This is a genomic window from Corynebacterium sp. ACRPH, assembly GCF_022347285.1.
Classification (GTDB): domain Bacteria; phylum Actinomycetota; class Actinomycetes; order Mycobacteriales; family Mycobacteriaceae; genus Corynebacterium.
Genome location: NZ_JAKRND010000001.1, coordinates 1 through 25,604, shown reverse-complemented (window position 1 = coordinate 25,604; position 25,604 = coordinate 1). Strand labels below are relative to the sequence as shown.

The 25,604-nt window shown below is 63.8% G+C and carries 21 protein-coding genes and 2 rRNA genes; 2 read left to right on the top strand and 21 right to left on the bottom strand.

Annotation, left to right across the window (positions count from 1 at the left end):
• Window positions 1-356: 356 nt before the first annotated feature.
• Window positions 357-1,985, top strand: coding sequence for an aspartate:alanine exchanger family transporter (locus tag MHX66_RS00115; RefSeq protein WP_239198243.1), 1,629 nt, complete (start codon window positions 357-359; stop codon window positions 1,983-1,985).
• A 29-nt stretch (window positions 1,986-2,014) separates the two neighbouring features.
• Here the strand turns inward: MHX66_RS00115 and MHX66_RS00110 are convergent, their stop codons facing one another.
• Complete coding sequence (locus MHX66_RS00110; RefSeq protein ID WP_035004071.1) at window positions 2,015-3,481, bottom strand: glyceraldehyde-3-phosphate dehydrogenase; 1,467 nt, start codon at window positions 3,479-3,481, stop codon at window positions 2,015-2,017.
• Window positions 3,482-3,621: 140 nt separating this feature from the next.
• On the opposite strand from MHX66_RS00110, the gene MHX66_RS00105 reads away from it, so the two are divergent.
• Window positions 3,622-5,310, top strand: a complete 1,689-nt coding sequence (locus MHX66_RS00105) for a formate--tetrahydrofolate ligase (RefSeq protein ID WP_239198240.1) — start codon at window positions 3,622-3,624, stop codon at window positions 5,308-5,310.
• A gap of 7 nt (window positions 5,311-5,317) precedes the next feature.
• Here MHX66_RS00105 and der read toward each other — a convergent pair whose 3' ends face one another.
• The 20 genes from der to MHX66_RS00005 form a co-directional block, all read right to left on the bottom strand.
• A complete protein-coding gene (gene der / locus MHX66_RS00100) occupies window positions 5,318-7,651 on the bottom strand; it encodes a bifunctional cytidylate kinase/GTPase Der (RefSeq protein ID WP_239198237.1) in 2,334 nt (777 codons plus the stop codon).
• Window positions 7,652-7,711: 60 nt separating this feature from the next.
• Window positions 7,712-8,584 (bottom strand): pseudouridine synthase, encoded by an 873-nt coding sequence (locus tag MHX66_RS00095; RefSeq protein WP_035004079.1) that lies wholly within the window; start codon window positions 8,582-8,584, stop codon window positions 7,712-7,714.
• A gap of 64 nt (window positions 8,585-8,648) precedes the next feature.
• The gene (gene scpB, locus MHX66_RS00090) at window positions 8,649-9,245 is read right to left on the bottom strand and encodes an SMC-Scp complex subunit ScpB (RefSeq protein ID WP_239198234.1); all 597 of its coding nucleotides are present in this window, start codon (window positions 9,243-9,245) and stop codon (window positions 8,649-8,651) included.
• A gap of 33 nt (window positions 9,246-9,278) precedes the next feature.
• On the bottom strand, window positions 9,279-10,103 hold the full coding sequence (locus MHX66_RS00085) for a ScpA family protein (protein ID WP_239198231.1): 825 nt from the start codon (window positions 10,101-10,103) through the stop codon (window positions 9,279-9,281).
• Between the two features lie 7 nt (window positions 10,104-10,110).
• The gene (locus MHX66_RS00080; protein WP_005294544.1) at window positions 10,111-11,004 is read right to left on the bottom strand and encodes a ParA family protein; all 894 of its coding nucleotides are present in this window, start codon (window positions 11,002-11,004) and stop codon (window positions 10,111-10,113) included.
• A gap of 75 nt (window positions 11,005-11,079) precedes the next feature.
• Window positions 11,080-11,979 (bottom strand): site-specific tyrosine recombinase XerD, encoded by a 900-nt coding sequence (locus tag MHX66_RS00075; protein ID WP_239198228.1) that lies wholly within the window; start codon window positions 11,977-11,979, stop codon window positions 11,080-11,082.
• On the bottom strand, window positions 11,976-12,632 hold the full coding sequence (locus tag MHX66_RS00070) for an NUDIX domain-containing protein (protein ID WP_239198225.1): 657 nt from the start codon (window positions 12,630-12,632) through the stop codon (window positions 11,976-11,978). Before MHX66_RS00070 ends, MHX66_RS00075 begins: the two co-directional genes overlap by 4 nt.
• A gap of 39 nt (window positions 12,633-12,671) precedes the next feature.
• Complete coding sequence (locus MHX66_RS00065; protein ID WP_239198222.1) at window positions 12,672-14,339, bottom strand: CTP synthase; 1,668 nt, start codon at window positions 14,337-14,339, stop codon at window positions 12,672-12,674.
• Between the two features lie 63 nt (window positions 14,340-14,402).
• Entirely contained in the window at window positions 14,403-15,335 is a 933-nt protein-coding gene (locus MHX66_RS00060; RefSeq protein WP_239198219.1) for a copper transporter, read from the bottom strand.
• A gap of 33 nt (window positions 15,336-15,368) precedes the next feature.
• Entirely contained in the window at window positions 15,369-16,571 is a 1,203-nt protein-coding gene (gene steA / locus MHX66_RS00055) for a putative cytokinetic ring protein SteA (protein ID WP_239198216.1), read from the bottom strand.
• Between the two features lie 45 nt (window positions 16,572-16,616).
• Window positions 16,617-18,263: a hypothetical protein gene (locus MHX66_RS00050; protein WP_239198213.1), complete on the bottom strand. Its 1,647-nt coding sequence runs from the start codon at window positions 18,261-18,263 to the stop codon at window positions 16,617-16,619.
• 231 nt (window positions 18,264-18,494) lie between these two features.
• Complete coding sequence (locus MHX66_RS00045; RefSeq protein ID WP_239198210.1) at window positions 18,495-19,142, bottom strand: hypothetical protein; 648 nt, start codon at window positions 19,140-19,142, stop codon at window positions 18,495-18,497.
• 199 nt (window positions 19,143-19,341) lie between these two features.
• On the bottom strand, window positions 19,342-21,069 hold the full coding sequence (gene recN, locus MHX66_RS00040; RefSeq protein ID WP_239198207.1) for a DNA repair protein RecN: 1,728 nt from the start codon (window positions 21,067-21,069) through the stop codon (window positions 19,342-19,344).
• A 2-nt stretch (window positions 21,070-21,071) separates the two neighbouring features.
• Complete coding sequence (locus MHX66_RS00035; protein ID WP_239198204.1) at window positions 21,072-22,061, bottom strand: NAD kinase; 990 nt, start codon at window positions 22,059-22,061, stop codon at window positions 21,072-21,074.
• Window positions 22,058-22,909 carry a TlyA family RNA methyltransferase gene (locus tag MHX66_RS00030; protein ID WP_239198201.1) on the bottom strand — a complete coding sequence of 284 codons (852 nt, stop codon included), beginning with the start codon at window positions 22,907-22,909 and terminating at the stop codon, window positions 22,058-22,060. The genes MHX66_RS00035 and MHX66_RS00030 overlap by 4 nt, the downstream gene beginning before the upstream one ends.
• Entirely contained in the window at window positions 22,909-23,085 is a 177-nt protein-coding gene (locus MHX66_RS00025) for a hypothetical protein (protein ID WP_005294519.1), read from the bottom strand. Before MHX66_RS00025 ends, MHX66_RS00030 begins: the two co-directional genes overlap by 1 nt.
• Window positions 23,086-24,093, bottom strand: coding sequence for an HAD-IIA family hydrolase (locus MHX66_RS00020; RefSeq protein WP_239198198.1), 1,008 nt, complete (start codon window positions 24,091-24,093; stop codon window positions 23,086-23,088).
• 3 nt (window positions 24,094-24,096) lie between these two features.
• Entirely contained in the window at window positions 24,097-25,005 is a 909-nt protein-coding gene (locus tag MHX66_RS00015; RefSeq protein WP_239198195.1) for a lipopolysaccharide assembly protein LapB, read from the bottom strand.
• 230 nt (window positions 25,006-25,235) lie between these two features.
• Window positions 25,236-25,353, bottom strand: a 5S ribosomal RNA gene (gene rrf / locus MHX66_RS00010).
• A gap of 155 nt (window positions 25,354-25,508) precedes the next feature.
• Window positions 25,509-25,604, bottom strand: a 23S ribosomal RNA gene (locus MHX66_RS00005); the annotation flags it as partial.

Genomic DNA, 25,604 nt, shown 5'->3' with positions numbered 1-25,604 from the left:
AAAAATTTTTTCGCGCTCCCACCTGCGAAAAAGAATGTTTTTCACCCTTTCTTCAAGAAAATTGTATTCAGGACGTAACGCTTAGCGATGACAAACGATTGTCAGTGTGAAGGCGCTAACAAACTCACAAAATCCCTAGCGCCCGCCACTACACACTGAAAGGATCACTCCCATGATTGAACTGATTGCAAACTTCTTCCAGGGTCTCGTCAGCCTGATCGGCGGCGCACTCGCTGGCCTGGCTGGCCTGATCTCCGGCAAGTAAGGTCCGGCTACTCAGAAAGTCCTAATCTGAGGTTTCTCTTGGATCCCCGCTCACCTCGTGTGGGCGGGGATTTCTTTATAGGATCAAGATCATGCTGGCATTCCTTGCTGAAAATCCGCTGATCGCCCTAGTCATTATCCTCGCCCTCGGTTTTGCCATCGGCAAGATCCGCCTCGGCGGCATGTCGCTGGGCACCGCGGCGATTCTCTTCGTCGCCATTGGATTCTCCACGGCGAATCCCGACATCCAGCTGCCCGCAATCATCTTCCAATTCGGCCTGGCAATCTTCGTCTACGCTATCGGCCTGACAGCCGGGCACGCCTTCTTCGCCGACTTCCGAGAGCGCGGCTGGCGCATGATCCTCTTTGTCATGGTGCTACTCGTTGGCCTGATGGGCATGACATGGCTGCTGGTGCCGCTCTTCGGCGTGGAGGCCGCCACGGCCACCGGTACCTTCGCCGCTGCGTTGACGTCCACCCCTGGTATGGCGGCCGTGGTGGACATGCTGGAAGGCACCCACCCGGAGCTGGCCGCCGATCCCGTCGTCGGCTACTCCCTGGCCTACCCCGGCGGCGTGCTCGGCGCCATCGCCGTAGCCGCCATTGGAACCAAGCTCTTGAAGGTGAACCACCGCCAGGACGCCATCGACGAGGGCGTGCTGCACGCGCCCCTGGAGCACCGCGGCGTGCGCCTGCGCGAGGGCATCGAAGGCTGCGTACGCGACCTGCGCACCATCGCGGATTCAAAAATTATCGTCACCCGCTTGGTCCGCCCCCACCACGCTACCGAGGACGTCCAGGAAAAGGATCACAAGCTGGCCTACCCGGATGCGGAAGTCTACCCCGGCATGATCGTGGTGATCACCGGCACACCGGACTCGCTGGACAAGGCCACGGCCGCCCTCGGCGAGCAGATCGACATCGACGTGGATAGCTCCTACATCGGCTACCGCCGCATCACTGTTTCTAACCCCAGCATCGCCGGGCGCAGCATCAAGGACATCGACCCGATCAGCCACGGCTTCATCATCGCCCGCATCCGTCGCGGCGACGAAGACCTAGTGCCCGGCCCGGACGACGTTCTGAACTACTCCGACCGCGTGCGAGTGGTCACCCCCAAGCACCGCATCGACGAGGTCTCTCAGTTCCTGGGCGATTCCGAACGCTCCCTGGCGGACGTGAACCTGCTGCCCTTCACCCTGGGCCTGGCTATCGGTCTGCTCATCGGTGCAATCCCCATCCCCCTGCCCGGTGGCACCACGCTCAACCTGGGCTTCGGTGGCGGCCCCATCGTCATGGGCCTCATCTTCGGAGCGCTCGCCCGCACAGGCCCCATCGGCTGGCAAATCCCCTACCACGCCAACAAGGCCCTCAGCAGTCTGGGCTTGGCCATCTTCCTGGCGGGTGTAGGCACCATTGCGGGCACGGGCTTCCGCGACGCACTGACGGACATCACATCTCTGAGCTATATCGCCCTAGGCTTCATCATTACCGTGACCTCGGCCATCGTCTGTGGCCTGGGCGGGATGTGGCTGCTGCGCCTGAAGTGGGACGAGGCAATGGGCATGGCCGCTGGCGTCTCTACCAACCCCGCGGTGATTAGTTATCTCAACGATCAGGCGGATACGGAGCTGCCCATGCGCGGCTACGCCACCGTCTATCCGGCAGCGATGATCGGCAAGATCATCGGCTGCCAGATGCTACTGCTGATGCTGATATAACCCAGCACCAGCCCTAGCGCTAACCCCTATTACAGGTCCAGCGCTGCGGCACGCTGCGGCAGCACGCGCGGGCGCACGCCGGCGATCTCCTCGACAATGCGGATCACCTGGTTGGAGTAGCCGAACTCGTTGTCGTACCAGACGTACAGCACCAGGTGGTTGCCGTTCGCAATGGTTGCCAGGCCGTCGACGATGCCCGCGTGGGTGGTGCCGACGAAGTCGGTGGAGACGACCTCCGGGGACTTAATGAAGTCGATCTGCTGGCGCAGGGTCGAGTGCAGGGAGACGCGGCGCAGGAAGTTGTTTACCTCGTCGGCCTCAACATCCTGGTTCAGGGTCAGGTTCAGCACTGCCATGGAGACGTCCGGGGTGGGCACGCGAATAGCGTTACCCGTCAGCTTGCCTGCGAACTCAGGCAGAGCCTTGGCAACGGCCTTCGCCGCGCCCGTTGCGGTGAGCACCATATTCAGGCCCGCGGCGCGACCACGACGATCGCCCTTGTGGAAGTTATCGATCAGGTTCTGGTCGTTGGTGAAGGAGTGCACGGTCTCCACGTGGCCGTGCTCCACGCCGTAGCGGTCGTTGATGACCTTCAGCACCGGGGTGATGCCGTTGGTAGTACAGGACGCCGCAGACAGAATGCGATCATCCTCAGTGATGTCACCGTGGTTGATGCCGTAGACGATGTTCTTAATGTCACCCTTGCCCGGGGCAGTCAGCAGAACCTTGGAGACACCCTTGGCCTCCAGGTGCTGAGACAGGCCATCACGGTCGCGCCACACGCCAGTGTTGTCCACCACGATTGCATCGTTGATGCCGTATTCGGTGTAGTCGATCTCCGCCGGGTTGTTGGCGTAGATGATGCGGATCGGGGTGCCGTTCGCCCAGATCGTGTTGTTTTCCTCGTCCGTGGTGATAGTGCCGTCGAAGGCTCCGTGGACGGAGTCGCGGCGTAGCAGAGAGGCGCGCTTGATCAGGTCGCCTTCGCCCTTGGATCGGACGACGACGGCACGCAGGCGCGCACCGCCATAGGTCGCCTCGCGGGCAACCAGGATGCGGGCCAACAGGCGACCGATGCGGCCGAAGCCGTAGAGGACGATGTCGCGAGGCTCGACCTGCTCCGGGCCGCCGATGACCTCCGCCAGCTCACGCTCCAGGTACTCGCGCAGGGTCAGTCCCTCGGAGTCCTTGTTGTAGCGGCTGGCCAGCGATCCAATATCGATGGAGGCAGTGCCCAGGTTCATCTCCACCAGCTCGCGTAGGACCGGCAGGGTCTGCTCCAGCGGCAGCTCCTTTTCCACCACACGGCGGGCGTAGCGGTGGGACTTGATGATGTCAATATCGGTGACGTTGACAAGCAACCGGCCGAAGATGGAAGTCACCACGTTCTTATCGCGGTGCAGGCGGCTGATCAGCGGCAGCATCTCCTGCGCCAGGGCCAGCCGCTCGTTCCAATCGCTGTGCAGAGCGCTCTTGGTGTGTGCGTTGTCGGTCATCTATACCTCACTACCTCACTGGAAGTAATTGTTTTGCGAATATTCGGGGGGTTACCCTCTTACCCCCTGAAGTCTAGTTGCCCCCAGCCCTACACCCGCTATTACGGGGGCGATTAGGGGTAGGCGTTTATTCTGGGAATATGACTAACTCTTCTGCAACCAGCAATCCCCAACCCAGCGACGTCGAAATCGCTCAGGCCCACACCCTGGAGCCCATCACCACGATCGCGGAACGCGCCGGCATCCCGGAGGCCGCTTTGATCCCCTACGGCCGCACAAAGGCCAAGATCGACGTTCCCGCTCTGCGGGCGGAACGTGAGGGCGTCACTAAGAAGGGCAAGCTCGTGCTCGTGACCGCAATGAGCCCGACCCCCGCGGGCGAGGGCAAGTCCACCGTGCTGATCGGCCTGGCTGATGCCGTGCGCGCGGCCGGGCGCCAGACGATGGTGGCGATCCGCGAGCCCTCCCAGGGGCCGGTCATGGGCATCAAGGGCGGCGCGGCCGGCGGCGGCTATGCGCAGATCGTGCCGATGGAGGACATTAACCTGCACTTCACCGGCGACATGCACGCCATCACCGCCGCTACGAACACCCTGGCGGCGATAGTGGACAACCACGTGCAGCACGGCAACGCGCTGGGCATCGACCCGCGGCGCGTGACGTGGCGGCGCTGCCTGGACGTCAACGACCGTTCGCTGCGCCACGTGGTCACCGGCCTCGGCGGGCCGGGCCAGGGCACCCCGCGCGAGGGCGGGTTCGACATCACGGCGGCCAGCGAGATCATGGCGATCCTGTGCCTGGCCACCGACCTGGAGGACCTGAAGAAGCGCATCGGGCGCATCGTGGTCGGCCAGACTTATGACCGCCAGCCTGTCACCGCGGGCGACCTGAAGTGCGCGGGCGCTATCACTGCCCTGCTGCGCGATGCGATCAATCCGAACCTGGTGCAGACCCTGGGCGGCACCCCCGCACTGGTGCACGGCGGGCCTTTCGCCAACATCGCGCACGGCTGCAACTCGCTGATCGCCACCACCACGGCGTTGGACCTGTCGGAGGTTGTGCTGACCGAGGCCGGCTTCGGCAGCGACCTGGGTGCGGAGAAGTTCTTCGACATCAAGTCCCGCGCTGGCGACCTCGACGTCGCCGCGACGGTCGTGGTTGCCACTATCCGCTCGCTGAAGCACAACGGCGATTCCGTGCTGAAGACCGGCCTGGCCAACCTGGAGCGCCACGTCAGCAACATCCGCAAGTTCGGCGTGGAGCCCGTGGTGGCTCTGAACCTGTTTAGCTCTGATACCGCCGCGGAACGCACTCTGGTCGCCGACTGGGGCGAGCAATTCGGTGTGCGCGTGGTGGAGTGCAACGTGTGGGCCGAGGGCGGTGCCGGCGCGGCCGATCTGGCCTCTGCCGTGTTGGAGGTCGTCGATGGTGTTTCTGATGATGACGCCCCTAGCTCCAGCCACCAGATCTATCAGCCGGTCGATGGCGTGGAAGCCACTCTGAACACGCTTGCTACGGAGATATACGGCGCGGCGGACGTGCAGTTCGGCCCGCAGGCCGTGAAGGACCTGGCGTTTCTGAAGGACAACGGCTGGGACAAGCTGCCGGTGTGCGTATCGAAGACGCAGTACTCCTTCAGCGATGACCCCAAGGCCCTGGGCGCGCCGAGCGGCCACACCCTGCACGTCCGCGAGCTTGTGCCGCGCATCGGCGCCGGGTTCGTGGTGGCGCTCACCGGGGACGTGATGACGCTGCCGGGCCTGCCGAAGAAGCCCGCAGCCGAACGCATCGACGTGGATGCGCAAGGTGTGATCTCCGGGCTGTTCTAGACGACGGTTACTTCTTGCGCTTCTTCTCGCGCACACGCACCGCGATGCGCACCGGCGAGCCCTCGAAGCCGAAGGCCTCGCGCAGCTTGCGCTCCAGGAAGCGGCGGTAGCCGTGCTCAAGGAAGCCCGTGGTGAACAGCACAATCACCGGCGGCTTGGTGGAGGCCTGAGTGGCAAACAGCACGCGCGGCAGGCGGCCGCCGCGCATCGGCGGCGGGGTCTCCGCGATCACCGCACGCAGCCAGGTGTTCAGCTGGCCGGTGGAGATTCGCTGATCCCAGCTCTCCAGGGCCTCGATCATCGCGGGCTCCAGCTTCTGCAGCGCGCGGCCGGTCTTGGCGGAGATGTTCACGCGGCGAGCCCACGGGACGTGGGAAAGCTGCAGCTCGATCTCCCGCTCCAGCAGCTCGCGGCGGTCCTCGTCCACCAGGTCCCACTTGTTGTAGGCCACCACCAGGGCACGCCCCGAGTCGAGGATCATGCGAAGCACGCGCTGATCCTGCTCGGCGATGGGCTCGCTGGCGTCAACAAGAAAAACAACGACCTCCGCCGCGTCGATGGCGGAGCGGGTGCGCAGCGAGGCGTAGAACTCGTGGCCGCGCGCGTGCTTCGTCTTCTTGCGGATGCCGGCGGTATCGACGAACTTCCAGGTCTTTTCCTCCAGCTCCACGATGGAGTCAACCGGGTCCACGGTAGTGCCGGCAACGTTATTAACCACGGAGCGCTCCTCGCCCGTGATCTTGTTCAGCAAGGAGGACTTGCCCACGTTCGGGCGGCCGACCAAAGCCACGCGACGCGGGCCGGAAACGACGGAGAGCTCGCGCGGGTGCTCCGGGAATACGCGCAGAACCTCGTCCATGACGTCCGCCGCGCCCTTGCCGTGCTGCGCGGACACCGGGTATGGGTTATCCAGGCCCAGCGCCCAGAACTCGGCGACATCGCCCAGCTGCGCGTCGGCATCGCACTTGTTGGCCACCACGATCACGGGCACCTTACTGCGCTGCAGCTTGCGGGCGATGACCTCGTCGGTGGAGGTAATGCCGACCTTCGAGTCGACTACGAAGACGATCACGTCGGCGGTCTCCATGGCCGTCTCCGCCTGGCGGGCGATGGCGGCGTGGATGCCCTTCGCGTCCGGATCCCAGCCGCCCGTATCCTGCACCCAGAAGCGGCGGCCGGACCACTCGCCCAGGTAGGAAATGCGGTCGCGGGTGACACCCGGGAAGTCCTCCACCACAGCCTCGCGGCGGCCGATGAAGCGGTTCACCAGGGTGGACTTGCCCACGTTCGGGCGGCCGACAATGGCGACGGTGCACAGGGCCTCCTGCTCGGCCTCCTCGTCGCCGAGCACGCCGAAGGCCTCCTCCAGGGCATCCCAGTCCTCGTCGGATTCCGGCATGTTGCCGCCGCCCTCGAGGGTGAAGTCGTCCGGACCGGTGATGAAGAATTCGTCGGGGCCGGACTCGTTGCCCTCGTCGAATTCGTCATCGTCGTACTCGGAAAACTCGGCGACGGAGAAGTCGGACTCCCCCAGCACCTCGCCATCGGCGGTGCGGAAGATCAGCTCCGCCGGGGAATCCAGGCTGTCCGGCTTGGCGCTGGCCAAGGTCAGCTGCGCCAGCTTCTCTAGCACTTCATCGATGTCCATCTCGCCGGTGTCCACAATTACGGCATCCTCTGCCGGGCGGAGCGGAGAGGTCTTGCGGGAAGAATCGGCCTCGTCACGGCGCTGCACATCCGCGAGTACAGCCTCGTAGTCTGCCTCCCGGCCAGCTTCCAGGTCCTGATCGTATCGGCGCTGAGCTCGCACCTCGGCGGAGGCCGTCATGAAAATCTTGACTGGGGCGTCCTCAAGAACCACAGTTCCGATGTCGCGGCCCTCGACCACGCAGCGACCGGCAGCGAAAGCCAAAGAGCGCTGCAACGCCACCAGGTTCTCGCGCACCTCCGGGATGGCGGCGACGGCGGAGACATGCGCGGTGACCTCGGGGCCACGGATCTCGCCGGAAACGTCGGTGCCGTCCAGCAGCACCTCGGTGGAGGTAGGATCCTCGTTGATCTCCAGTGGCAGGTCGGCGGTGGCGGAAATGATCGCCTCGCGTGCGGACTCCTCGGAAGGGTCGATGCCCTGGCGCAGAACATGCAGCGTGGCGACGCGGTACATTGCGCCGGTATCCAGGTACTTCGCGTCCGCGGCGGTGGCCAGGCGGCGGCAGACGGTGGACTTGCCGGTGCCGCTCGGGCCGTCGACGGCGACGATCAGGCCGCCGTCCTCAATGTTCTTTGCGCTGGCGAGCTGATCCAGCGCGGAGCCGGGCTCGTAGAAAGGTGCATTCGTCATAGAAAGGTCGTTCCCCTAAATAATTGTGTGTTTATGTCGGCTGTTCTAGCTGCTGGCTGGTTACAGCCCGACCTTCTTGTACATGCTCTGCAATTCCGCCTGGTTCAGCGCGCGGATCGTGCCCGGCTTCTGCTCGCCCAGCTGCACGGTGTGGATCTTGGTGCGTACCAGCGCCTGGACCGGGAAGCCGGCCTCCTTCAGCATGCGGCGCACGATGTGCTTGCGCCCCTCGTGCAGCTCCACCTTGATCAGCGACTTGCCCTGCCACACGTCCACGATCTGCACGCTGTCGGCGCGGGCAATGCCATCGTCCAGCTCCACGCCGTCCTTCAGCTCGCGGATCAGCTTGCGGCTCGCCTCGCCCAGCACGGTGGCCATGTAGGTCTTCTTCACCTCGTACTTGGGGTGCATCAGGCGGTTGGCCAGCTCGCCGTCGTTGGTGAGCAGCAGCAGTCCCTCGGTCTGGGCATCCAGGCGGCCGACGTGGAACAGCCCCTGGCCTTCCTTCAGGCGCGTACCGACCAGGTCGCCCACGCACGGGCGGCCCAGGTCGTCGCTCATCGTGGAGTGCACACCGCGGGGCTTGTTCAGTGCGAAGTAGACCATCTCTTCGTTGACCTGCACGCGCTCGCCGTCCACGCGGACGATGTCCACGCTCGGGTCGATGCGGGTGCCCATCTTCACCACGACTTCGCCGTTTACTTCCACGCGACCGGCGGCGATGAGCTTCTCGCTCATGCGGCGGCTTGCCACGCCCGCAGAGGCCAGCACCTTCTGCAGGCGCACCTGGGCTTTCTCCGAATCTGGTTTGTTGAGTGCGGCCTCTGCCTCCTGCGCCGTCACGTGCTGGCGCTTGGCGGGCTTGGCCTGGGATAGGTAGATGTCTTTCGGAGCGGTCTCCGGTGTGCCGTCTCGGCGAGCGGGTGTGTCCACGGTGTTTCTAGCCCTTCGAACTAAAATCTTGAATTATCAGCCCGAATTGTACCCCTTAACCTGCTTAATTGTCGATACTGTCCAGGCTGTCGATGCTGTCTACTTCCGGCAGCAACGGCGCCAGATCCGGCAATTCCTCCAGCGATTCAATGCCAATCTGTTCCAGGAAAAGCTCCGTCGTGGAGTACAGATGAGCTCCACCCTGCTCCCCCGTCTCAGCGATCAGTCCACGCAGGGAAAGGGTGCGCATCACGCCGTCGCAGTTCACGCCGCGCACCGCCGCCACCTGGCTGCGGGTGACGGGCTGCCGGTAGGCCACCACCGCGAGGGTTTCCAGGGCCGCGCGGCTCAGGCGCTGTTGGGTCCCGTCCAGCAGCTTCGCCTCCACCACGTCCGAGTTCGCGCGTCGCGTGTACAGCCGGAAGGCCCCCTCGTGTTCACGCAGCTCAAAGCCGTTTCCCCGGGCTTCGTACTCCGCCGCGATTTCGTGGAGGGTGCGCGCCACCTCGGCTTCTGGCACCGCGTTCTCCTCGTTGGAAAGCACGCGGGCGAGCTCTGTGGGCGTCACTGCCTCGTCACTTACCAGCAGCAGCGATTCCACGCGGCTGCGCAGCACCGACACCTGTGGCAGCGGCGCGGTGTTGGGGTTTAGATCGCTCATGGTGTGTGCCTTTCTGTTCTTTCTTTGTGACGCCTACTCCCAGTTGCTGGCCGCCACCACCGCCGGGTCGACATCCAGCCCGGTCCACGCCACCGACATGTCCTGCAGCGGCTCGGGCTGTTCAATGCCGATGGCGCGAGCCTTGTACAGCTCCAACAGTGCCAGGAAGCGCCCGACGACGATCATGTTCAGCTCCGCGTCGGCGATGAGCGCCCCGAAGGTCACCCAGGTGTTCTCGCCGGCGACCTTGAGGGTATTGAGGATCCGGCCGGCCTGCTCGGGCACGGAGACCGCAACCTGGTGGATGTGGCCGGTGTCCACGTGGTCGGGCTTGGGGCGGAACACGGCGGCGGCCAGCTCGGCGAACTCGTCGGCGGTCTTACCGATCTTCACCTCAGGCAGCAGGTTCGCGTGGTGTTCCTCCAGGGACAGGATCGCCGGGTAGGCACGGGCGGCGTCGCGCTGCCAGTCGGCGAAAAGGTCGGCCACCTGCTTGTAGGCGCGGTACTGCAGCAGGCGGGCGAACAGCAGGTCGCGGGTTTCCAGCAGCGCGAGGTCCTCCTCGCTATCCACCTCGCCGCGCGGCACCAGGCGGGCTGCTTTGAGGTCCAGCAGGGTGGAGGCGACCACCAGGAACTCCGTGACCTCATCCAGGTCCTCGGCGCTGGAGCTTAAGTTCTTGGTGTAGGCGATGAACTCGTCGGTGACCTGCGCCAGGGCGACCTCGGTGATGTCCAGCTTGTGCGAGTGAATTAGCTGCAGCAGCAGGTCGAAGGGGCCGTCGAAGTTAGCCAGCGCCACCCGGAAGCCAGTGATCTCCGGCTGCTCGGCCTGCTCTGGCTGCGCTGGCTCCTGCACGGGCTGGCTAGATTTGCTGAGCGACGCGCTCAATGACTTCCTTCGCCAGGTTCGAGTACTGCACCGCGCCGGATGAGCTCGGCGCCCAGGTGTTGATCGGCTCGCCGGCCACCGAGGTCTCCGGGAAGCGCACGGTGCGGGTGATGACGGAGTCGAAGACCTTGTCTCCGAACGCCTCCACCAGCCGCTCCATCACCTCGCGAGCGTGCAGGGTGCGGCGGTCGAACATCGTCACCAGGATGCCCAGCACCTCGAGCTTGAAGTTCAGGCGGTCGCGAACCTTATCCACCGTGTCCATCAGCAGCGCCAGGCCGCGCAGCGAGAAGTACTCGGACTCCACCGGAATGATCACCGAATCCGCACAGCTCAGCGCGTTGACCGTCAGCAGGCCCAACGAAGGCTGGCAGTCGACGATGATGAAGTCGTAGTCGCGCATCACAGGCCGCAGCGCGCGGGCCAGGGCTTGCTCGCGGCCGACCTCGTTGACCAACTGGATCTCCGCAGCCGACAGGTCGATATTCGCCGGAACGACGTCCAGACCGTCGACGGGGCTGGAGTGGATGGCGTCCAGAATAGAAGCAGAAGAATCGACCAACAGGTTGTAGACCGTAACGTCCAACTCGTCGTGGCTAATGCCCAGGCCTGCAGACAGGGCGCCCTGTGGATCCAGATCCACCAGCAGTACCTTTCGGCCGAACGCGGCCAGCGAAGCACCGATGTTGATCGTCGAGGTGGTCTTGCCCACCCCGCCCTTCTGGTTGCACATCGCGATGATGGAGGCCGGGCCGTGGCGGTCCAACGGCTCGGGGTCCGGCAGCTCCTTGATCGGTCGTCCGGTCAGGCCGATGCGCTGATCGGGCTTATCAAACAACGCATCCGCGTGTGACTGTGAACGTGACATCGGCGATCCCGTCAAGCCCTTTCCCTTGATTGTGATAAATAGCCTTTAATTACACCCTAGAGATTATCAGGCGCACTAGGTACGGGGGTGAGATGAGGCCCAAATTTCCCTCAAGTGCTCAGGGCTGACCTTGGTGTAAATCTGCGTGGTGGCCACGCTAGCGTGGCCGAGAAGTTCCTGTACCACGCGAATATCTGCGCCGCCCTCCAATAGGTGCGTGGCGAAGCTGTGGCGGAGGCTGTGCGGCGAGACGTGCTCCAACCCCGCCGCCTCCGCGGCCTGCGAAACGATCTTGAAACCCGATTGGCGGCCCAGGCGCGCCCCGCGGTTATTGAGAAACAGCGCCGGGCTGCCTTTCTTGTTCAGGCTCGGCCGCGCGCGCACCAGGTAGCGCTCCACCGCCTCTAGCGCGGGGCGCCCGAGGGGCACGATGCGCTCCTTGCCGCCCTTGCCACGCACCAGCAGCACGCGCTGCTCCCGGTCGAGGTCGTCGACGTCGAGGTCTAGTAGCTCGGTGATGCGCGCGCCGGTCGAGTAGAGCATCTCGAGCAGCGCACGGTCGCGGATGTTTATTAGTGACGCCCCGTCGCCCGCCGGCACCGCGTTCAGCAAAGCCTCGACCTGTGCCAGGCTTAGGGCCTTCGGGATGGAACCGCCCAGCGAGGGCGTGGGTACGTCCGCCGCAACGTCGAAAGGCAGGCGGCCGTCGGCGTGGGCGAAGGAGTGCAAGCCGCGGATCGCCGCCAGCCCGCGGGCAGCGGAGGATGCCACGAGGTTCAGATCCTTGCGGAGATAAACCAAGTGGTCCTCAATGTCCGCGGCAGTGACGTCCTGTAGTGCCTTGGACCCTAGCCACTCCAGGTAGCGGTCGAGGTCGCGCTGGTAGTTCGACAGGGTGTGGACGGAGACATCGCGCTCGGTCTTTAGGTGCCGGATGTAGGCCGTGACGAGTTTGCGGTTGGCTTCTGCGCTCAACGGATGAACTTCATGTCCGTGCCGGGCTTGGCTTCCGCGCCGGCGGAGCGGCGATCGGCGAGGCCGGAGTGGTAGTTGAACGGCTCTGAAACGTCCCGGCGGGTACCTGCGGCCAGGTGCAGCAGGGCGATGGTGGCGATGGAGTTTTCGACCTTGCCCGTCTGCACCCACTCAATGGCTTCGGAGATCGGCACCCAGCGGGTTTCGATCTCCGCCTCTTCGAACTCGGCCTCCGGCAGGTCGAAGCCGGAGAGGTCATCGTCCAAGTCCTCGGCCAGGTAGATGCGGCACATTTCCTCGCTGAAGCCCGGGGAGGTCACGACATCCCCCAGCAAGTGCCAGGTGTGGGCCCGCAGGCCGGCTTCCTCGGCCAGCTCACGGCGGGCGGCTTCCAGGGGATCCTCCCCCACCAGGTCCAGCAGGCCGGCGGGGATCTCCCACAGGTGGCGGCCCACGCCGTGGCGGTACTGGCGGATCATCATCACGTGGTTATCGCGCACGGCGGCGACTGCGACGGCGGAGAAGTGCTCCACGATCTCGCGCTTCGCTTCGCCGGTGGCGGTGGTGATCGTATCGCGCCGCACGCCGATGATCGGCGCGTCCAGCAGCAGTTCGCTATCTACAACGCGGTACGGGGTGCTGTCGTTGCTCATGACTCCCTAGTGTAGGAGCGCTGGATTAAGAGCGCCGGTTTAGGAGCGCTCAGCCTGGTGCTTCAGCGCAGCGTCCACCAGACCCTGGAACAGCGGGTGGGAGCGGGTCGGGCGGGACTTGTACTCCGGGTGTGCCTGGGTGGCCACGAAGTACGGGTGCACGTCCTTCGGGTACTCCACGAACTCGACCAGGGTGCCGTCCGGGGAGGTGCCGGAGAACTGGAGGCCGGAGCCCTCGGTGATCTGCTCGCGGTATGCGTTGTTCACCTCGTAGCGGTGACGGTGGCGCTCCGAGACGTCGGTGGCGCCGTACATCTCGGCGACCAGAGAGCCTTCAGCCAGGCGCGCCGGGTAGGCACCCAGACGCATGGTTCCGCCCAGATCCGCCTCGCCCGACACAGCTGCCTTCTGCTCCTCCATGGTGGAGATCACAGGGGTGGAGGCGTTGGCGTCAAACTCGGTAGAAGAAGCATCGGTGAGCCCCGCGGTGCGCGCGGCCTCGATCACGATGCACTGCAGGCCCAGGCAGATGCCCAGCAGCGGCAGCTTGTTCTTGCGGGCGTAGGTGATGGCGCCGATCTTGCCCTCGATGCCGCGATTGCCGAAGCCACCAGGGATGACCACACCGTCGACGTCCTTCAGAGCCTCGGCCGCACCCTTTTCGGTCTCACACTCGTCGGAGGCGATCCACTTCACGTTAGCGCGGACGTTCGCGCCGAAACCGCCGGCGCGGATGGCTTCCGCGACGGAGAGGTACGCATCCGGCAGGTCGATGTACTTGCCGACGATGCCGATAGTGACCTCACCCTGCGGGTTGTGGACGCTCTCCAGCAGGTTGCCCCAGGTCGTCCAGTCCACGTCGCGGAACGGCAGGTTCAGGCGGCGGATGATGTAGTTATCCAGGTGCTGGGAGTGCAGCACCTTCGGGATGTCGTAGATGGAGGGGGCATCCGGGCAGGAAACCACGCCGTCCTCGTCCACGTCGCACATCAGGGCGATCTTGGACTTCATGGCCTGCGGAACCTCGCGGTCGGCGCGCAGGACGATCGCGTCCGGGACGATACCGATGCTGCGCAGCTCCGCGACGGAGTGCTGGGTCGGCTTCGTCTTCAACTCGCCCGACGGCGCCAGGTAAGGCACCAGGGAAACATGGATGAAGGCAATATTCTCGCGGCCTGCCTCGTGGCGGACCTGGCGGATGGCCTCCAGGAAAGGCTGGGATTCGATGTCGCCGACGGTGCCGCCGATCTCGCTGATGACGACGTCCGGCGCCTGGCCGTTCTTATCCGGCTGCCCCATGGCCAGCACTGCGGCCTTGATCTCGTCGGTGATGTGCGGGATTACCTGGACGGTCTTGCCCAGGAACTCGCCGCGGCGCTCCTTGGCGATGACGTTGGAGTACACCTTGCCGGTGGTTACATTGCCGGCAGCGGAGAGGTTGCGATCCAGGAAACGCTCGTAGTGGCCGAGGTCCAGGTCGGTCTCCGCGCCGTCCTCGGTGACGAACACTTCGCCGTGCTCGAAGGGGTTCATGGTGCCCGGATCAACGTTGAGGTACGGATCCAGCTTCTGCATCGTTACGCGCAGGCCACGGGAGGACAGCAGCTGCCCTAGGCTTGCTGCCGTGAGCCCCTTGCCCAGCGAGGACGCCACACCGCCGGTGACGAAGATGAATTTAGTGCTGTTCTTTGCACGATTAGTGGCCAAGGTAACTCCCGAATCAACGACGCTTAAACTTCGCTATCTACGGGGTTTCAGCCTAACACAAGCCTATTCCGGCGTAGCATCCGAGGCGTTCGCGGCAGCGCCGTAGTGCCCCGCCTTGCCGTCCTTCTGCTTGCCCAGCGCGCGGATCGTGGCGATGCGGCCTGCGACGGTGTCCACGTTATCCACCGTGGATACGGCCTCCTTGGCTGCCCGGTCGGCACGAACCTGGCCCACCGCGCCGTCGTCCTCCGCGCTGCCTGCCTGGGCGGCCAGAACGGCGCCCTTCATGCGGGAATCCAGACCAGCGGCGAAGTCGGCGACGAACTTGGTGCCGTAGTTGCCGCGGTCCTTGTCGTCGGCGGTATCCCCGCCTACGACCAGGGCCAGGTCGGCGGTCTTCGGCGCCTCGCCCTGGTAGGCAATGAAGTCCTCGTTGGCCAGTGCACCCAGGGCCACACCCCGGTCCGATTCGCTGGCTTCCTTGTCGCCTGCGCCGAGGGCCGCACCCAGCAGTTGGCCGGTGTGCATACCGGGGTCCAGCTTGTCCTCCGAGAGCTTCGCGCCGGCCGGCAGGGAGTTCGCAGCGATGGATTTCAGGGTGTCTCCGTTGTTGGCGTCCAGCGCCTTCTCCGTCACCTCGACCACACCGTGGACTTCCCCACCGGCCATTTTGACCAGGCGCTGGAGGCTATCGACGTTGGCCTGGTCGGCGTCCGGAAGCACAAAAAGGTTTACCGACGAACCACGCAACAGATTGCGCACCGCCGGGCCCGCGACCGACCCCAAGACCTTGTCGCTGGCGGTGGACTGCCCCTCGGCCTTCTCGCGCGCGGCTTGCTCGCTCTTTAGCTCCTGCTCGGCGGAGGAATCCTTTGCCACAGGACCGCCCGGCACGTTCGGGGCAAGGGCGAAAAAGCCCAGTGCAGTGCCGACGGCCACGCCGAAGCCCAGGCCGGCGATCACTCTGCCGACGGAGCCCTTCGAGTTCTTGCTCATGCTTATGCCTCTTGTCTCCCTGCTATGACTGCGTTAATTCTTGAACAGATCCTGCACGCTCAGCGCGAAGTTGTTCCAGGTGTCCACGAGGTTGTCCACGAAGGATCCATCGCCGGAGAAGCCGATGATCACAACGATGACGGCCAGGGCGACCAGGATGCCCAGCAGCGCCCAGATCCAGCCGCCGCCGGAGCGGGAGACGCGGTAGAGCTCCGCCACGGCGGTGGAATCGACCAGGCGGGGGCCGACACGCAGGCGGGACATCAGGGCAGACGGTGTTTCCGGCGACTGGGCGCGCTGGAACACACGGTCCAGGTCCTCCACCTCGCCGAGGCTTACCACCATGGATGCGCCGTGGTAGTTGACCAGCATCAGCGCCAGATCCGTCGGATCCTGGGTGGCGGCAGGGAAGGTCATTGCGCCCACTCCTAGGTCCTGGATGCGCTCCAGGCCGACCGCGTGGCCGTCCGGGTCTGCGGGCAGCACGACGGTGGCGCCGCAGCGCAGCGCCTCGTTGGAGATCTTCTCCGGGTCGCCGATGATTACGTTCGGGCGGTAGCCCTCCTGCATCAGGCTGTCGGCTGCGTTCTCCACGGCGACGATGATCGGCGAGTACTCACGCATGAAGTAGCGCAGGTCCTTCAGCTTCTGCTCGATGTGCGTATCGGGGCTAGCCACCAGCACCTTGCGGTCGTCCATGTCCACGTCGACATCCGGGATGCCGAGGCCATCGACCAGCAGCGGAGCCTCGGAGCGGACGAACTCGGACATGTTGCCGGACAGGGCTTCCATGTGGTCGCCGAGCGCCTCGCGGGCGTCCTCGAAGCGGGTGGCGGCGGTATCCATGTCCAGGATTTCGCCGCCGCCGATGGAGCGGTCGCCGTAGTAGACCTTGCCCTCGTCAACGCGACCCTTCTTGCCGTTCTTGACCTTTGAGAGCAGCTCTTCGCCGGCGTTTTCGATCAGCAGGATGTCTGCGTCGAGCATCATCTGCGGGCCGAAGTTCGGCACCTGGCCGGTAGTGAACTGTTGTGCGTTCACCACGGCGGCTACGCGCGCGTCGATAAGCTTTTGACAGTTTGCACGGCTGATGTCGGGTTCGTCGACGATGGCAATGTCGCCCTCGGAGATCTTGGCCTTAGCAAATCCCTTGGGTCCGGTGAGGTCACGGGTGGCGCCGTTGATTCCGGGCTGGTCGCTGCGGGAGAAAATCATAGCCACCATTGTGGTGTTCATGTGACCAGTGTTGCGTTAGGCGCGCCGGTGAAAGGCCGTTTTCCTCTAGCGAATCACCTTCTTCACAGTCTGTTGCGCAGTGGCTCGGTCTTTATCCCGCCCCTTCCGGTCGCGTGCCTTCTTCCCGGAGATCAGCGGATCCTCTCCGCTGAGGAAAATACGCCGGAAGTACGAGCGGTCCTGCTTGCCGAATGTCACCGCCGACCCGCGCAGACCACTCTTTGCGCCCTTGCCTGCCCGGCCAATGCTTGTTCCTCTACCCATTGCTGTGGACGCCACGTTCCCGCCGCTCTTGACCCCAGCGCTGCCCTTAGCGCCAGTGGTGCCGTGAACTGCGGAGGTTGCACCCTTGCCGGAGTTGGGAGTGTTCGCGTGCGCGTTCTCGCCGTGCAGGGCGTTAAGCGGGGCGGAGTGCATTGCTTTCAGGCTGCCCGGGAGGTTCGGGCGAGGTGCCGTGGTGGAGACGTTGCGCAAGTCCGCCTTCGGAGTGCCGGCGGCGGAGCTTGCGCCGCTTCCGGAACCGGCGCCTCCACTGATGCTGCGAAGCTGTGGGCCGCTCCCCCTGCCTCCCAGTTCATTGACCGCGCCGGGGCGCCTGGCTGCGCCACCTCCGGCGCCGAAGCGATTCTGTGCGTTGATGAGGTTCTCCGTACCGGGCACGGAAGTACCGCCCTGGCCGGGAACGGTTGGAGCGGCAGCGGCTGCGGCTGCTTGGTGCGGCGTGATCGTCGATGCCTGTGCCGGTGACGTGATGCCTCCGGGCGCAAATCCGGGCGCTTGGGGTGCTGCCGTGGCCGCCGCCGGTTGGACGGGGGCAGGTGTGTTAGCCGGAGTGTGCAGGCCACCTGGTGTGGGAGACGTGTGGGCGGCTGCAGGAGCTGCGGTGGGTTTCGGGGCATTTGTGGCGGCGGTGGCAGCTTGCTCGCCGTGAGCTGTGGCGCTTGCGGGAGCAACAGCATTTGTGTGGCCGTTGATGTGCGTGACCGTCGGTTGCGCGGAGGCGGTGGAGACGGTAGTGGCGTCCAGAGTTCCTCCGCCGGAGTGCCCAACGATCGGAACCCCAAGGTTGGAGACGGGCGGGCGGACCATCTCGAGTGATGGCTGCAGCTGCGAGGAAACGAAGTTGGCGACGGCAGCTTGCTCGGCGAGTAGGCGCTCCGCGGGGTCGGCGATCAGCGAGGTTGTGGCTTGGATTGTTTCGAGTGCTTGCAGGTTGGTGCTGCGGACCAGTGGGAACTGGCGAACGGAGCCGGCCATCGCGGTGGTGTTGGAGGCAACGACGAGACCGGTCTTGTGGACATCGTCGATAGCCTCGCGGGCTGTATCGAAGGAATAACCTTCGGAGGAGCTTGCCAGGCCAGTGGACGCGCTCTTGAGGTTATCCATGGAGTCTTTGAGCGCCTTGGCCGCGTTCTCCCAAGAGTCCGCGACTGCAAGAGGTGCGGAATCGTCCCCCTGAAACGCCGAGATGAGCGATGCGAGCGGCATGGTGGCCTCCGCGACAGTCACTGGCGTGTTGTACATCAGGTTGTCGATCGACCGGGAATCGCGGGTTGGGATAAAAAATTGCCGCATCCTGTTATCGGCGACCAAAACCTGGGAATTCACCTGGTCGAAGGATTGCTTGCTGAAATACTCCTGCAGGTCGAAGCCTTCCAGTTGGTTGGAGAATACTTCCAACAGCCAACTCACATTAGAGGTAAGAATATCTACTACATTTTTGGCGGATCCTGACTGGCCACTCCAGAAAGTCCCGTGCTGAGTGTAGGCGGCTTTCAGCGAAGGGACGCCGGTGTAAGTAACCCCCGCTCTACTCTGAACATTAAAGTCATCTAGCGCCGCTTTAGCTTCCATCAATGATTTCCTCACTCCACGCAAAGAAGGTATATCAAACTTAAGCATTTCCCCACCCCATATATTTCATTAATATGTTACTAAATTATCAAGAATTTGAAAGAATTTCTCGGACAAATTACACACCAGGCGAACATCTCCAGCATCATTACCAGAGATAAATCTCGCGTAGATTACGGAAGATCCTTCTTCTTTAGCGACTCCACAATCATCTTCGTTTTCACCAGGATCAATCCCTAGAAGCGAAACATCATTGCGCTCGAGCTGATAATCAACGCTTTTCTTGTTTTCCTCGAGATTTCGAGTGGGATCAATAGAAACATTGAACATTTCTTCAGAGAAAGGTCCCCTCAGACCTTCAGTTTCAAAGAAGTAACAGGTCCTTACCAACCCCTCGCTATTGGTATGTTCATGATCAAACCCCACCTCCTTCATTCGCTCAATAACCTTCTCGTCGCACACATCCGGCAGACCAGCCAGCGGATCGTCGGGGCCCTTCCCCTCTAGCTTCGGAAGTTCGATGGGATCCCCCACGAACTTCTGTGATGCCCACACGTAGTGTTCCCACGGATCCGTCGGCTCGGTCTCGAACCACATCCCCTTGTGCCCCTCAGGTTTTAGCACACGGCCGTCGCCCTCAGACCCTCCTGAACCCGAGTTATCCACAGGCCCTTCGCTATTCGATCGCCCCTCCGTTTCAGCAAACGCGCCGGTCACGGCAGGTTCCTCCCCCTCGCTACCGCACGCAGTCAACACGAATCCAAAAAAAATTAAAAACACACTTGCCGCTACACGCTTCACCGCTTTAGTCCCCCTCACACTGCACGCAGATCGCAGCGGGTGCGCGCTCCCCACTCTTAACACAGCACCACTGTAGCGCCGATCACACCCCGGCGCCCGCTGGCAGAAAAATTTTCTACAGCTCCGCTTTCGCTTCCGTAGCCATCGCCATCAGCTCTTCGGCGTGAGCCCGCCCCGTCTCGGACTCCAAGCCCGCCAGCATGCGCGACAGCTCCTCCACCCGCTCATCCTCGCTGAGCGTGCGCACCGAGGAAGTCACCGAGTCCGCGGAGGTCGCCTTAGCCACGTAGACGTGGGCGTCACCAAACGCGGCAACCTGGGGCAAGTGGGTCACGACGATGACCTGATTATCAACCGCCAACTTCGCCAGACGGCGCCCGATCTCCACGGCAGCCTTGCCGCCAACACCCGCGTCGACCTCGTCGAAAACCATCGTCCGGCCGCCCTTGGTCCCTGCGGCCAGCACGACCTCCAGCGCCAGCATCACGCGCGACAGCTCACCGCCGGAAGCCGAACCCGCGAGCGGATTCACATTGCCGCCCTGCACCAGCTGGAACTCCACCTCGTCGATGCCGTGCGGCCCCAGGCCGCCCGCTTTCTCGCCCGGCTCCTCACCGGGCTGCCGCACGTCGACGCGGATCTCGGCCGACATGTGCAGGCCCCGGATCTCTTCGGTGACGGCCTTCGAAAATTTTTTGGACGCCCTCACGCGCGCCGAAGACAACTCCTCAGCCACCGCGCGCGCCGCATCCCGCGCAGCCGCGACATCGTCCTGCAGCTTCTGCAACGCCTCATCGGAAACGTCCATGGATTCCAGACGCTCGCGCGCCTGATCGCGCCACGCCAGCGCCCCATCCACATCCACGGCATACTTCCGCAGCTCCCGGAGCTGGGTCTGGCGCTGCAGCAGGCCATCCAGCTCGTCGGGGTCGGGAACGTCCAGCAGCGCCTGCCCGATCTCGGAGGAAATGTCGGCCAGCAGCACGCTCACCTCGCCCAGCCGATCGGCCAAGTCGGAAAGGTTGCCGCCCTCCCCCTCGGTATCCGTCAGGTTGGTCAGCTCGTTGGTCGCCTGGCCGACCAGAGCACTGGCGCCTTCGGAATCGCCGAAATCATCCCCGGACAGGCTATCCATGCCGTCCAGCGCAGCCTGCGCCCGTTGCAAGCCCGCACGAATGTCATCGGCGGCCTGCAGGCGCTTGATCTGCGCCTTGACCTCCACATCCTCGCCCGGCTGCGGGTCTATCTCGTCAATGGCCTCCACCGCGCGCTGCAGGGTTTCACTCTCCAGGGCAAGGTCGCGGCGCGCCTCCATGCGGCGGCGCAGGTCCTTATCCAAGCGCAGCCACTCAGCGCGGCGAGCCTGGTAGGTGGCTACCTTCTCCCCCAGCCCCGCGTAATCATCCAAAGCGCCGAGCTGACGCACCGGATCCAGAAGCCGCAGCTGGTCGTTCTGTCCGTGGATCGTAATAACGTGCCCGGCGAACTCCCCCAGCACGCCCGCAGCCACCGTCTTGCCCGCCAGGTGCGCACGCGAACGGCCGGTGGCGTTCACCGTGCGGGAAGCAATAACTTCCCCGTCGTCGACGTACCCGCCGACCTGCTCAACCAGCTCATCCACGGCGGCGGAATCCGCGGAGAAAATCCCCTCCACGCTGGCCTTGTCCGCACCATTGCGCACGCGGGATGCATCAGCCCGATGCCCGGAAAGCAAACGCAAGGAGCTAACCACCATCGTCTTACCCGCACCGGTCTCGCCGGTGACAACACTCAAGCCCGTGGAAAACTCCGCCGTCGCTTCCTCGATCACACCGAGGTTGCGAATGTGTAGTTCGTGCAGCATTACTAGTGGCGCGGACCCCTCCAGCCCGTCACGGGCAGGCGGAACTTGTGTACCAGTCGGTCGGTAAACGGCGCGGAATCCAGGCGCACCCAGCGCACCGGCTGCGGGCCGCGGCGGATCTCCACGCGCGCTCCCGGGGGCATATGAATCTGGCGGAAACCATCCATCACCACCGTCGCGGGCGAGGTCGACGGGTTCGTCTCCACCGCCACCATCGAGTTCGGGGAGACCACCAGCGGGCGGCTGAACAGCGTGTGCGCGTTGCTGGTTACCACCAGAATCGCATCCAACTCCGGCCACAGAACCGGGCCACCTGCGCTGAAGGCGTAGGCGGTGGAGCCTGTGGGCGTCGATACCAAAACACCGTCACAACCGAACGAAGAAACAGGGCGCTCGTCGACCTCCAGGATCGTATCCAGCACGCCTTGGCGGTTCAGGTTCTCCACAGAGCATTCGTTCAGCGCCCAGCCGGTGCCCAGCACGCGCCCGTCCATGTCGCGGGCGGTGATCGATAGCGTCATGCGGTCTTCAATGCGGTAATCGCGGTTGATCACGCGGTCCACCGCTTCCTGCAGAGATTCCTGCTCCCACTCTGCAAGGAAGCCGATGTGGCCCATGTTGATGCCCAACACCGGAACATCCGCCGAGTGCGCGATGTCGGCTGCGCGTAGGAAGGTACCGTCGCCGCCCAGAACAATCACCATCTCCACGCCCGTGGCGGCCTCCTTGGTGTGGCCGAAACGCTTGAAGCGCCCCAGAACTTCATGACGGGCCACTGGAGCCGGGTCGGCGGTAGCCATCACGCGAACGTTGATGCCGCCCTTCTGTAGGCGCGACGCCGCCTCCGCCGCCAGGCCCAGGTTCTCGTGCACACCGGTGTGTGCAACCAGAAGAACCTCACGCTCGGTGTTTGCCTCCGAAGCAGCCTTGGTGCCCTTGTCACCAGATTCTGCGTCCTGATCCGCGGTGTGGTCAGTCCCCGGTGTGGTCACTGCGGGCCCTCCTTAATGGCGGTTGCAATCATCTCGTCCAGGCCGGTGTGGTCAGCCTTTTCAACCATGCTAGGTGAAACCGGAGCACTGTCCTTGACCAACCAGAGAAAATACTCAACATTGCCGCTCGGCCCCGGCAGCGGGGAGGCGACAACGGCCTTCGTACTCAAACCATACTTCATCGCCTCGACAGCCACTTCGCGGGTCACTTCCGCACGCAACTCGGGGCTGCGCACTACTCCGCCGTGCCCCAGACGATCCTTGCCGACCTCAAACTGCGGCTTCACCATCGGCAGCAGATCCCCGCCATCCTTCACGCACGCGGCCAGCGCGGGCAGTACCAGGCGAATCGAAATAAAACTCAGGTCCCCGACCATCAGGTCCACCTGGCCGCCGAGGTCTTCGGGGGTGAGGGTGCGCACGTTCGTTCGGTCCATCACGTCCACCCGGTCATCGTTCTGTAGCCGCCAGATCAGCTGGCCATAGCCCACGTCCACGGCCTTCACCTTCGCCGCCCCACGATCCAGGCACACATCCGTAAAACCGCCGGTGGATGCTCCGGCATCCAGGACGGTCTTGCCCTCAACGCTGAGGCCCTGGGGCTCGAAAGCCTCCAGTGCTCCCAAGAGCTTGTGTGCGCCGCGGCTGGCCCAGCGGTCGTCCTCGGATTCTGCGACCTTGATGGATACGTTTCCATCCACGCCACTGGCCGGCTTTTTCGCCAGCATGCCATTGACGGTCACGCGCCCGGCCTTGATCATCTCCTGGGCATGCTCGCGGCTGCGGGCGATCTTCCGGGCCACCAGCTCCGCATCCAGCCGCTGCAGCTTCGGACCTCGTCTAGCCATCAGCGTTCGCCCCCTAGCGCCTCGTTGACTACCCGGTGTGCTTCCTCCAACACGGCGGCTTCTTCGGCGCCGTGAACATCACGCGCGAGTAGCTCGTCGACGGCTTGTGCCAGCTCTTCTTGTTGACGCCTACTGTCCCCCGACAGCATCGAAGGTTTCGGTTGCCCCTCGCCCACTTACTTCCAACCTCCCAAGGCCTCCACGGCCTGTGCGTCTGCGCCTACAAAGTCGATGTTCTCGGCCCTAGTGATCTGCGGGATCTCCGGGTCATCAATCAGCTGCCACGCCAGCGGCGCGGCCACGGCCAGCGCTTCAGCTGCCATGACTTCCACGTCCCCCAGCTCGCCGGCAGCTACGCGGATGCGGTTAGTTCCCTCGTCCACGCTCGCGGACCATCCGGTTAGGTGGTCGCGTAGATTACCTGCAATAAACGTTGGTCGGTGGGACGAAGGGGCGTCAATAATATCGGTGTGGGTAGACACCCCAGTCACGGTGCAGAGCGTGTCCATCCCCGCGGCGTTGCCACCGGCGATGTCGGTATCCAGGCGATCGCCGACGGCCAGGGGCTTTGTAGAGCCGATGCGGCGGGCGGCGACCTCGAACATGGCGGGGCCCGGCTTACCAGCTGATTCGGGGGTAACTCCCGTGGCGGAGGTCACGGCCGCGACCATCGAGCCATTGCCGACCAGGAAGCCGCGCTCGGAGGGCAGGGTCGTATCCAGGTTAGAGGCGAAGTAGCGGGCTCCGCGCTGGATGGCCAGGGCGCCTTCGGAGAGGCGTGCCCAATTGTTGTCCGGGCTATGGCCGTGGAAGACCACGTGCGGTTGGTCGTCGGCGGTCTCTGTGACCTGAAAGCCAGCGTCGGCCACCAGCTGCTTGAAGGAGTCGTGGCCGATTACGTATGCGATCGGCTGCTCGATACCGGCTTCGGCGATGTAGCGCTTGCCCAGGTCGCAGGCGGCCATGGCCGAGGTAACCACGTCTTCCGCCTTCGCGGGGAAGCCCATGGAATTCAGGTGCTCGGCGACCTGCTGCGGGGCGCGCGAGGCATTGTTGGTGACGTACATGACCTTGCGGCCCGCCAGGCCTTCTGCCGCGCCCGGAATTGGGGTGTGGCCAGAGAACACGGTGCCGTCGAGGTCGGCTAGTAGTGCGTCGTAGTTATCCAGCAGCGGGTGGGCCATGGGCTACTTATCCTTGTTCTGATCTGCACCGTTAGGGTCTACGCCGAGTTCGGCCAGGCGGTCCAGGACGTCCAGGACTTCTTCGGTATCCATTTCGCCTGCACGGGTGAACCAGTCGATGGCCTCGTCCGTGCGCTTGGCCGTGGCCAGTGCGTCAGCGTAGGCGTAGTACAGGCGCATGCGGGTTACGTCTGGGGCTTCAGCGTTGTCCAGCTGAGCTTCCAGAGCCAGCAGGGCTTCGTCGGACTGGCCAAGATCTTGGTGAGCGCCGGCGACGACGATGGCCAGCTCTGCCTTGGACTCGGCATCCAGCTTGTCAGCCTGCGGGTCGTTGGCTACTTCCAGGGCCTTTTCGGGTCGCCCGAGGCCGCGTTCCGCGTCGGCGAGAACAGGCAGCAAACCGGGGCCACCGGCCATTCGGCGAGCAGCGCGCAGCTCGGAGATAGCTTCCTTCCATTCGCCTGCGTGGTAGGCGACGATGCCGCAGGTTTCACGGGCGACGGAGACTCGACCGGCGCGATCCTTGGCGGCGCGGGCGTGGGCGAGCGCCTTCTCCGGTTCGTTGTCCAGCAGCGTGGCGGCCATGATCAGGTGTTTTGCCACCATGTCCGCGTTGTCCTTTGAGAGGCTGCGGAGTTCCTGGCGTACGGAAGGGTCGAGCTCCTTCGGGTCGAGGTCCTGGGAAACTTCCGGTTCGTTGAGACGCTTGTTGAGGCGCTCCTCGCGGTAGCCGGCTCGCTGCGGGCCGCTGTGTGGGCCGCGCTGGGTTTCCCAGTTGGAGCCGCGCTTTTTGTTGGAGTTGCGGTTGGGGCGGCCGCCGCGGTTGGGCTTGAAGCCGCCCTTGTTGCGGAATTTGCCCTCCCCCTGGGGCCGGCCACCGCGTCCGCAAATGTTGCTTGAGTTTTCAGCCATTCTTGGGGGTTTACCTTCCGTCGTCTTCGTCTTTTCGGGTTGTAAGGCCCGTCCCGTGAACCTTATCAATCTTAGTTTCGCTTGCTGCGGAGGCGCAATGTTGTTGTTCTTTGCTATTGACGCCTACTTTTCCGCCGCAGTGAGTTAAGACATAAAAAAAATGAGGTGTGGGTTGCTGCAACCTTTGAAAGGTTACAACGACCCACACCCCACTTCTTCTTTAGTTTTAGTGCCGGCGGTGACTTACTCTCCCACACCCTCCCAGGTGCAGTACCATCAGCGCAGGTAGGCTTAGCTTCCGGGTTCGGAAAGGGACCGGGCGTGACCCCACCGCTAACAACCACCGACAAACCAATAATCAGAACAAAACACACACCCAACCAAACCAACACCGATTCAGCTGGTGTGTCGTGCCGTTCCAGACACTGCATAACAGACGCGAGCACACACTATTGCGACAATCCGAAATCGTCTCAGCAACAACCACACAACAAAAGTGGCTTTTTGTGTTGAACATCGGCTAATTAGTACCGGTCACCTCCATCACTCACATGACTTCCAGATCCGGCCTATCAACCCCATAATCTATAGGGAACCTC

Bases quoted from the DNA above. Each gene is read 5' to 3' on its own strand.
- MHX66_RS00115 (WP_239198243.1), top strand. From the start codon at position 357: ATGCTGGCATTCCTTGCTGAAAATCCGCTGATCGCCCTAGTCATTATC.
- MHX66_RS00110 (WP_035004071.1), bottom strand. From the start codon at position 3,481: ATGACCGACAACGCACACACCAAGAGCGCTCTGCACAGCGATTGGAAC.
- MHX66_RS00105 (WP_239198240.1), top strand. From the start codon at position 3,622: ATGACTAACTCTTCTGCAACCAGCAATCCCCAACCCAGCGACGTCGAA.
- der (WP_239198237.1), bottom strand. From the start codon at position 7,651: ATGACGAATGCACCTTTCTACGAGCCCGGCTCCGCGCTGGATCAGCTC.
- scpB (WP_239198234.1), bottom strand. From the start codon at position 9,245: ATGAGCGATCTAAACCCCAACACCGCGCCGCTGCCACAGGTGTCGGTG.
- MHX66_RS00080 (WP_005294544.1), bottom strand. From the start codon at position 11,004: ATGTCACGTTCACAGTCACACGCGGATGCGTTGTTTGATAAGCCCGAT.
- MHX66_RS00070 (WP_239198225.1), bottom strand. From the start codon at position 12,632: ATGAGCAACGACAGCACCCCGTACCGCGTTGTAGATAGCGAACTGCTG.
- MHX66_RS00060 (WP_239198219.1), bottom strand. From the start codon at position 15,335: ATGAGCAAGAACTCGAAGGGCTCCGTCGGCAGAGTGATCGCCGGCCTG.
- steA (WP_239198216.1), bottom strand. From the start codon at position 16,571: ATGAACACCACAATGGTGGCTATGATTTTCTCCCGCAGCGACCAGCCC.
- recN (WP_239198207.1), bottom strand. From the start codon at position 21,069: ATGCTGCACGAACTACACATTCGCAACCTCGGTGTGATCGAGGAAGCG.
- MHX66_RS00030 (WP_239198201.1), bottom strand. From the start codon at position 22,909: ATGGCTAGACGAGGTCCGAAGCTGCAGCGGCTGGATGCGGAGCTGGTG.
- MHX66_RS00020 (WP_239198198.1), bottom strand. From the start codon at position 24,093: ATGGCCCACCCGCTGCTGGATAACTACGACGCACTACTAGCCGACCTC.
- MHX66_RS00015 (WP_239198195.1), bottom strand. From the start codon at position 25,005: ATGGCTGAAAACTCAAGCAACATTTGCGGACGCGGTGGCCGGCCCCAG.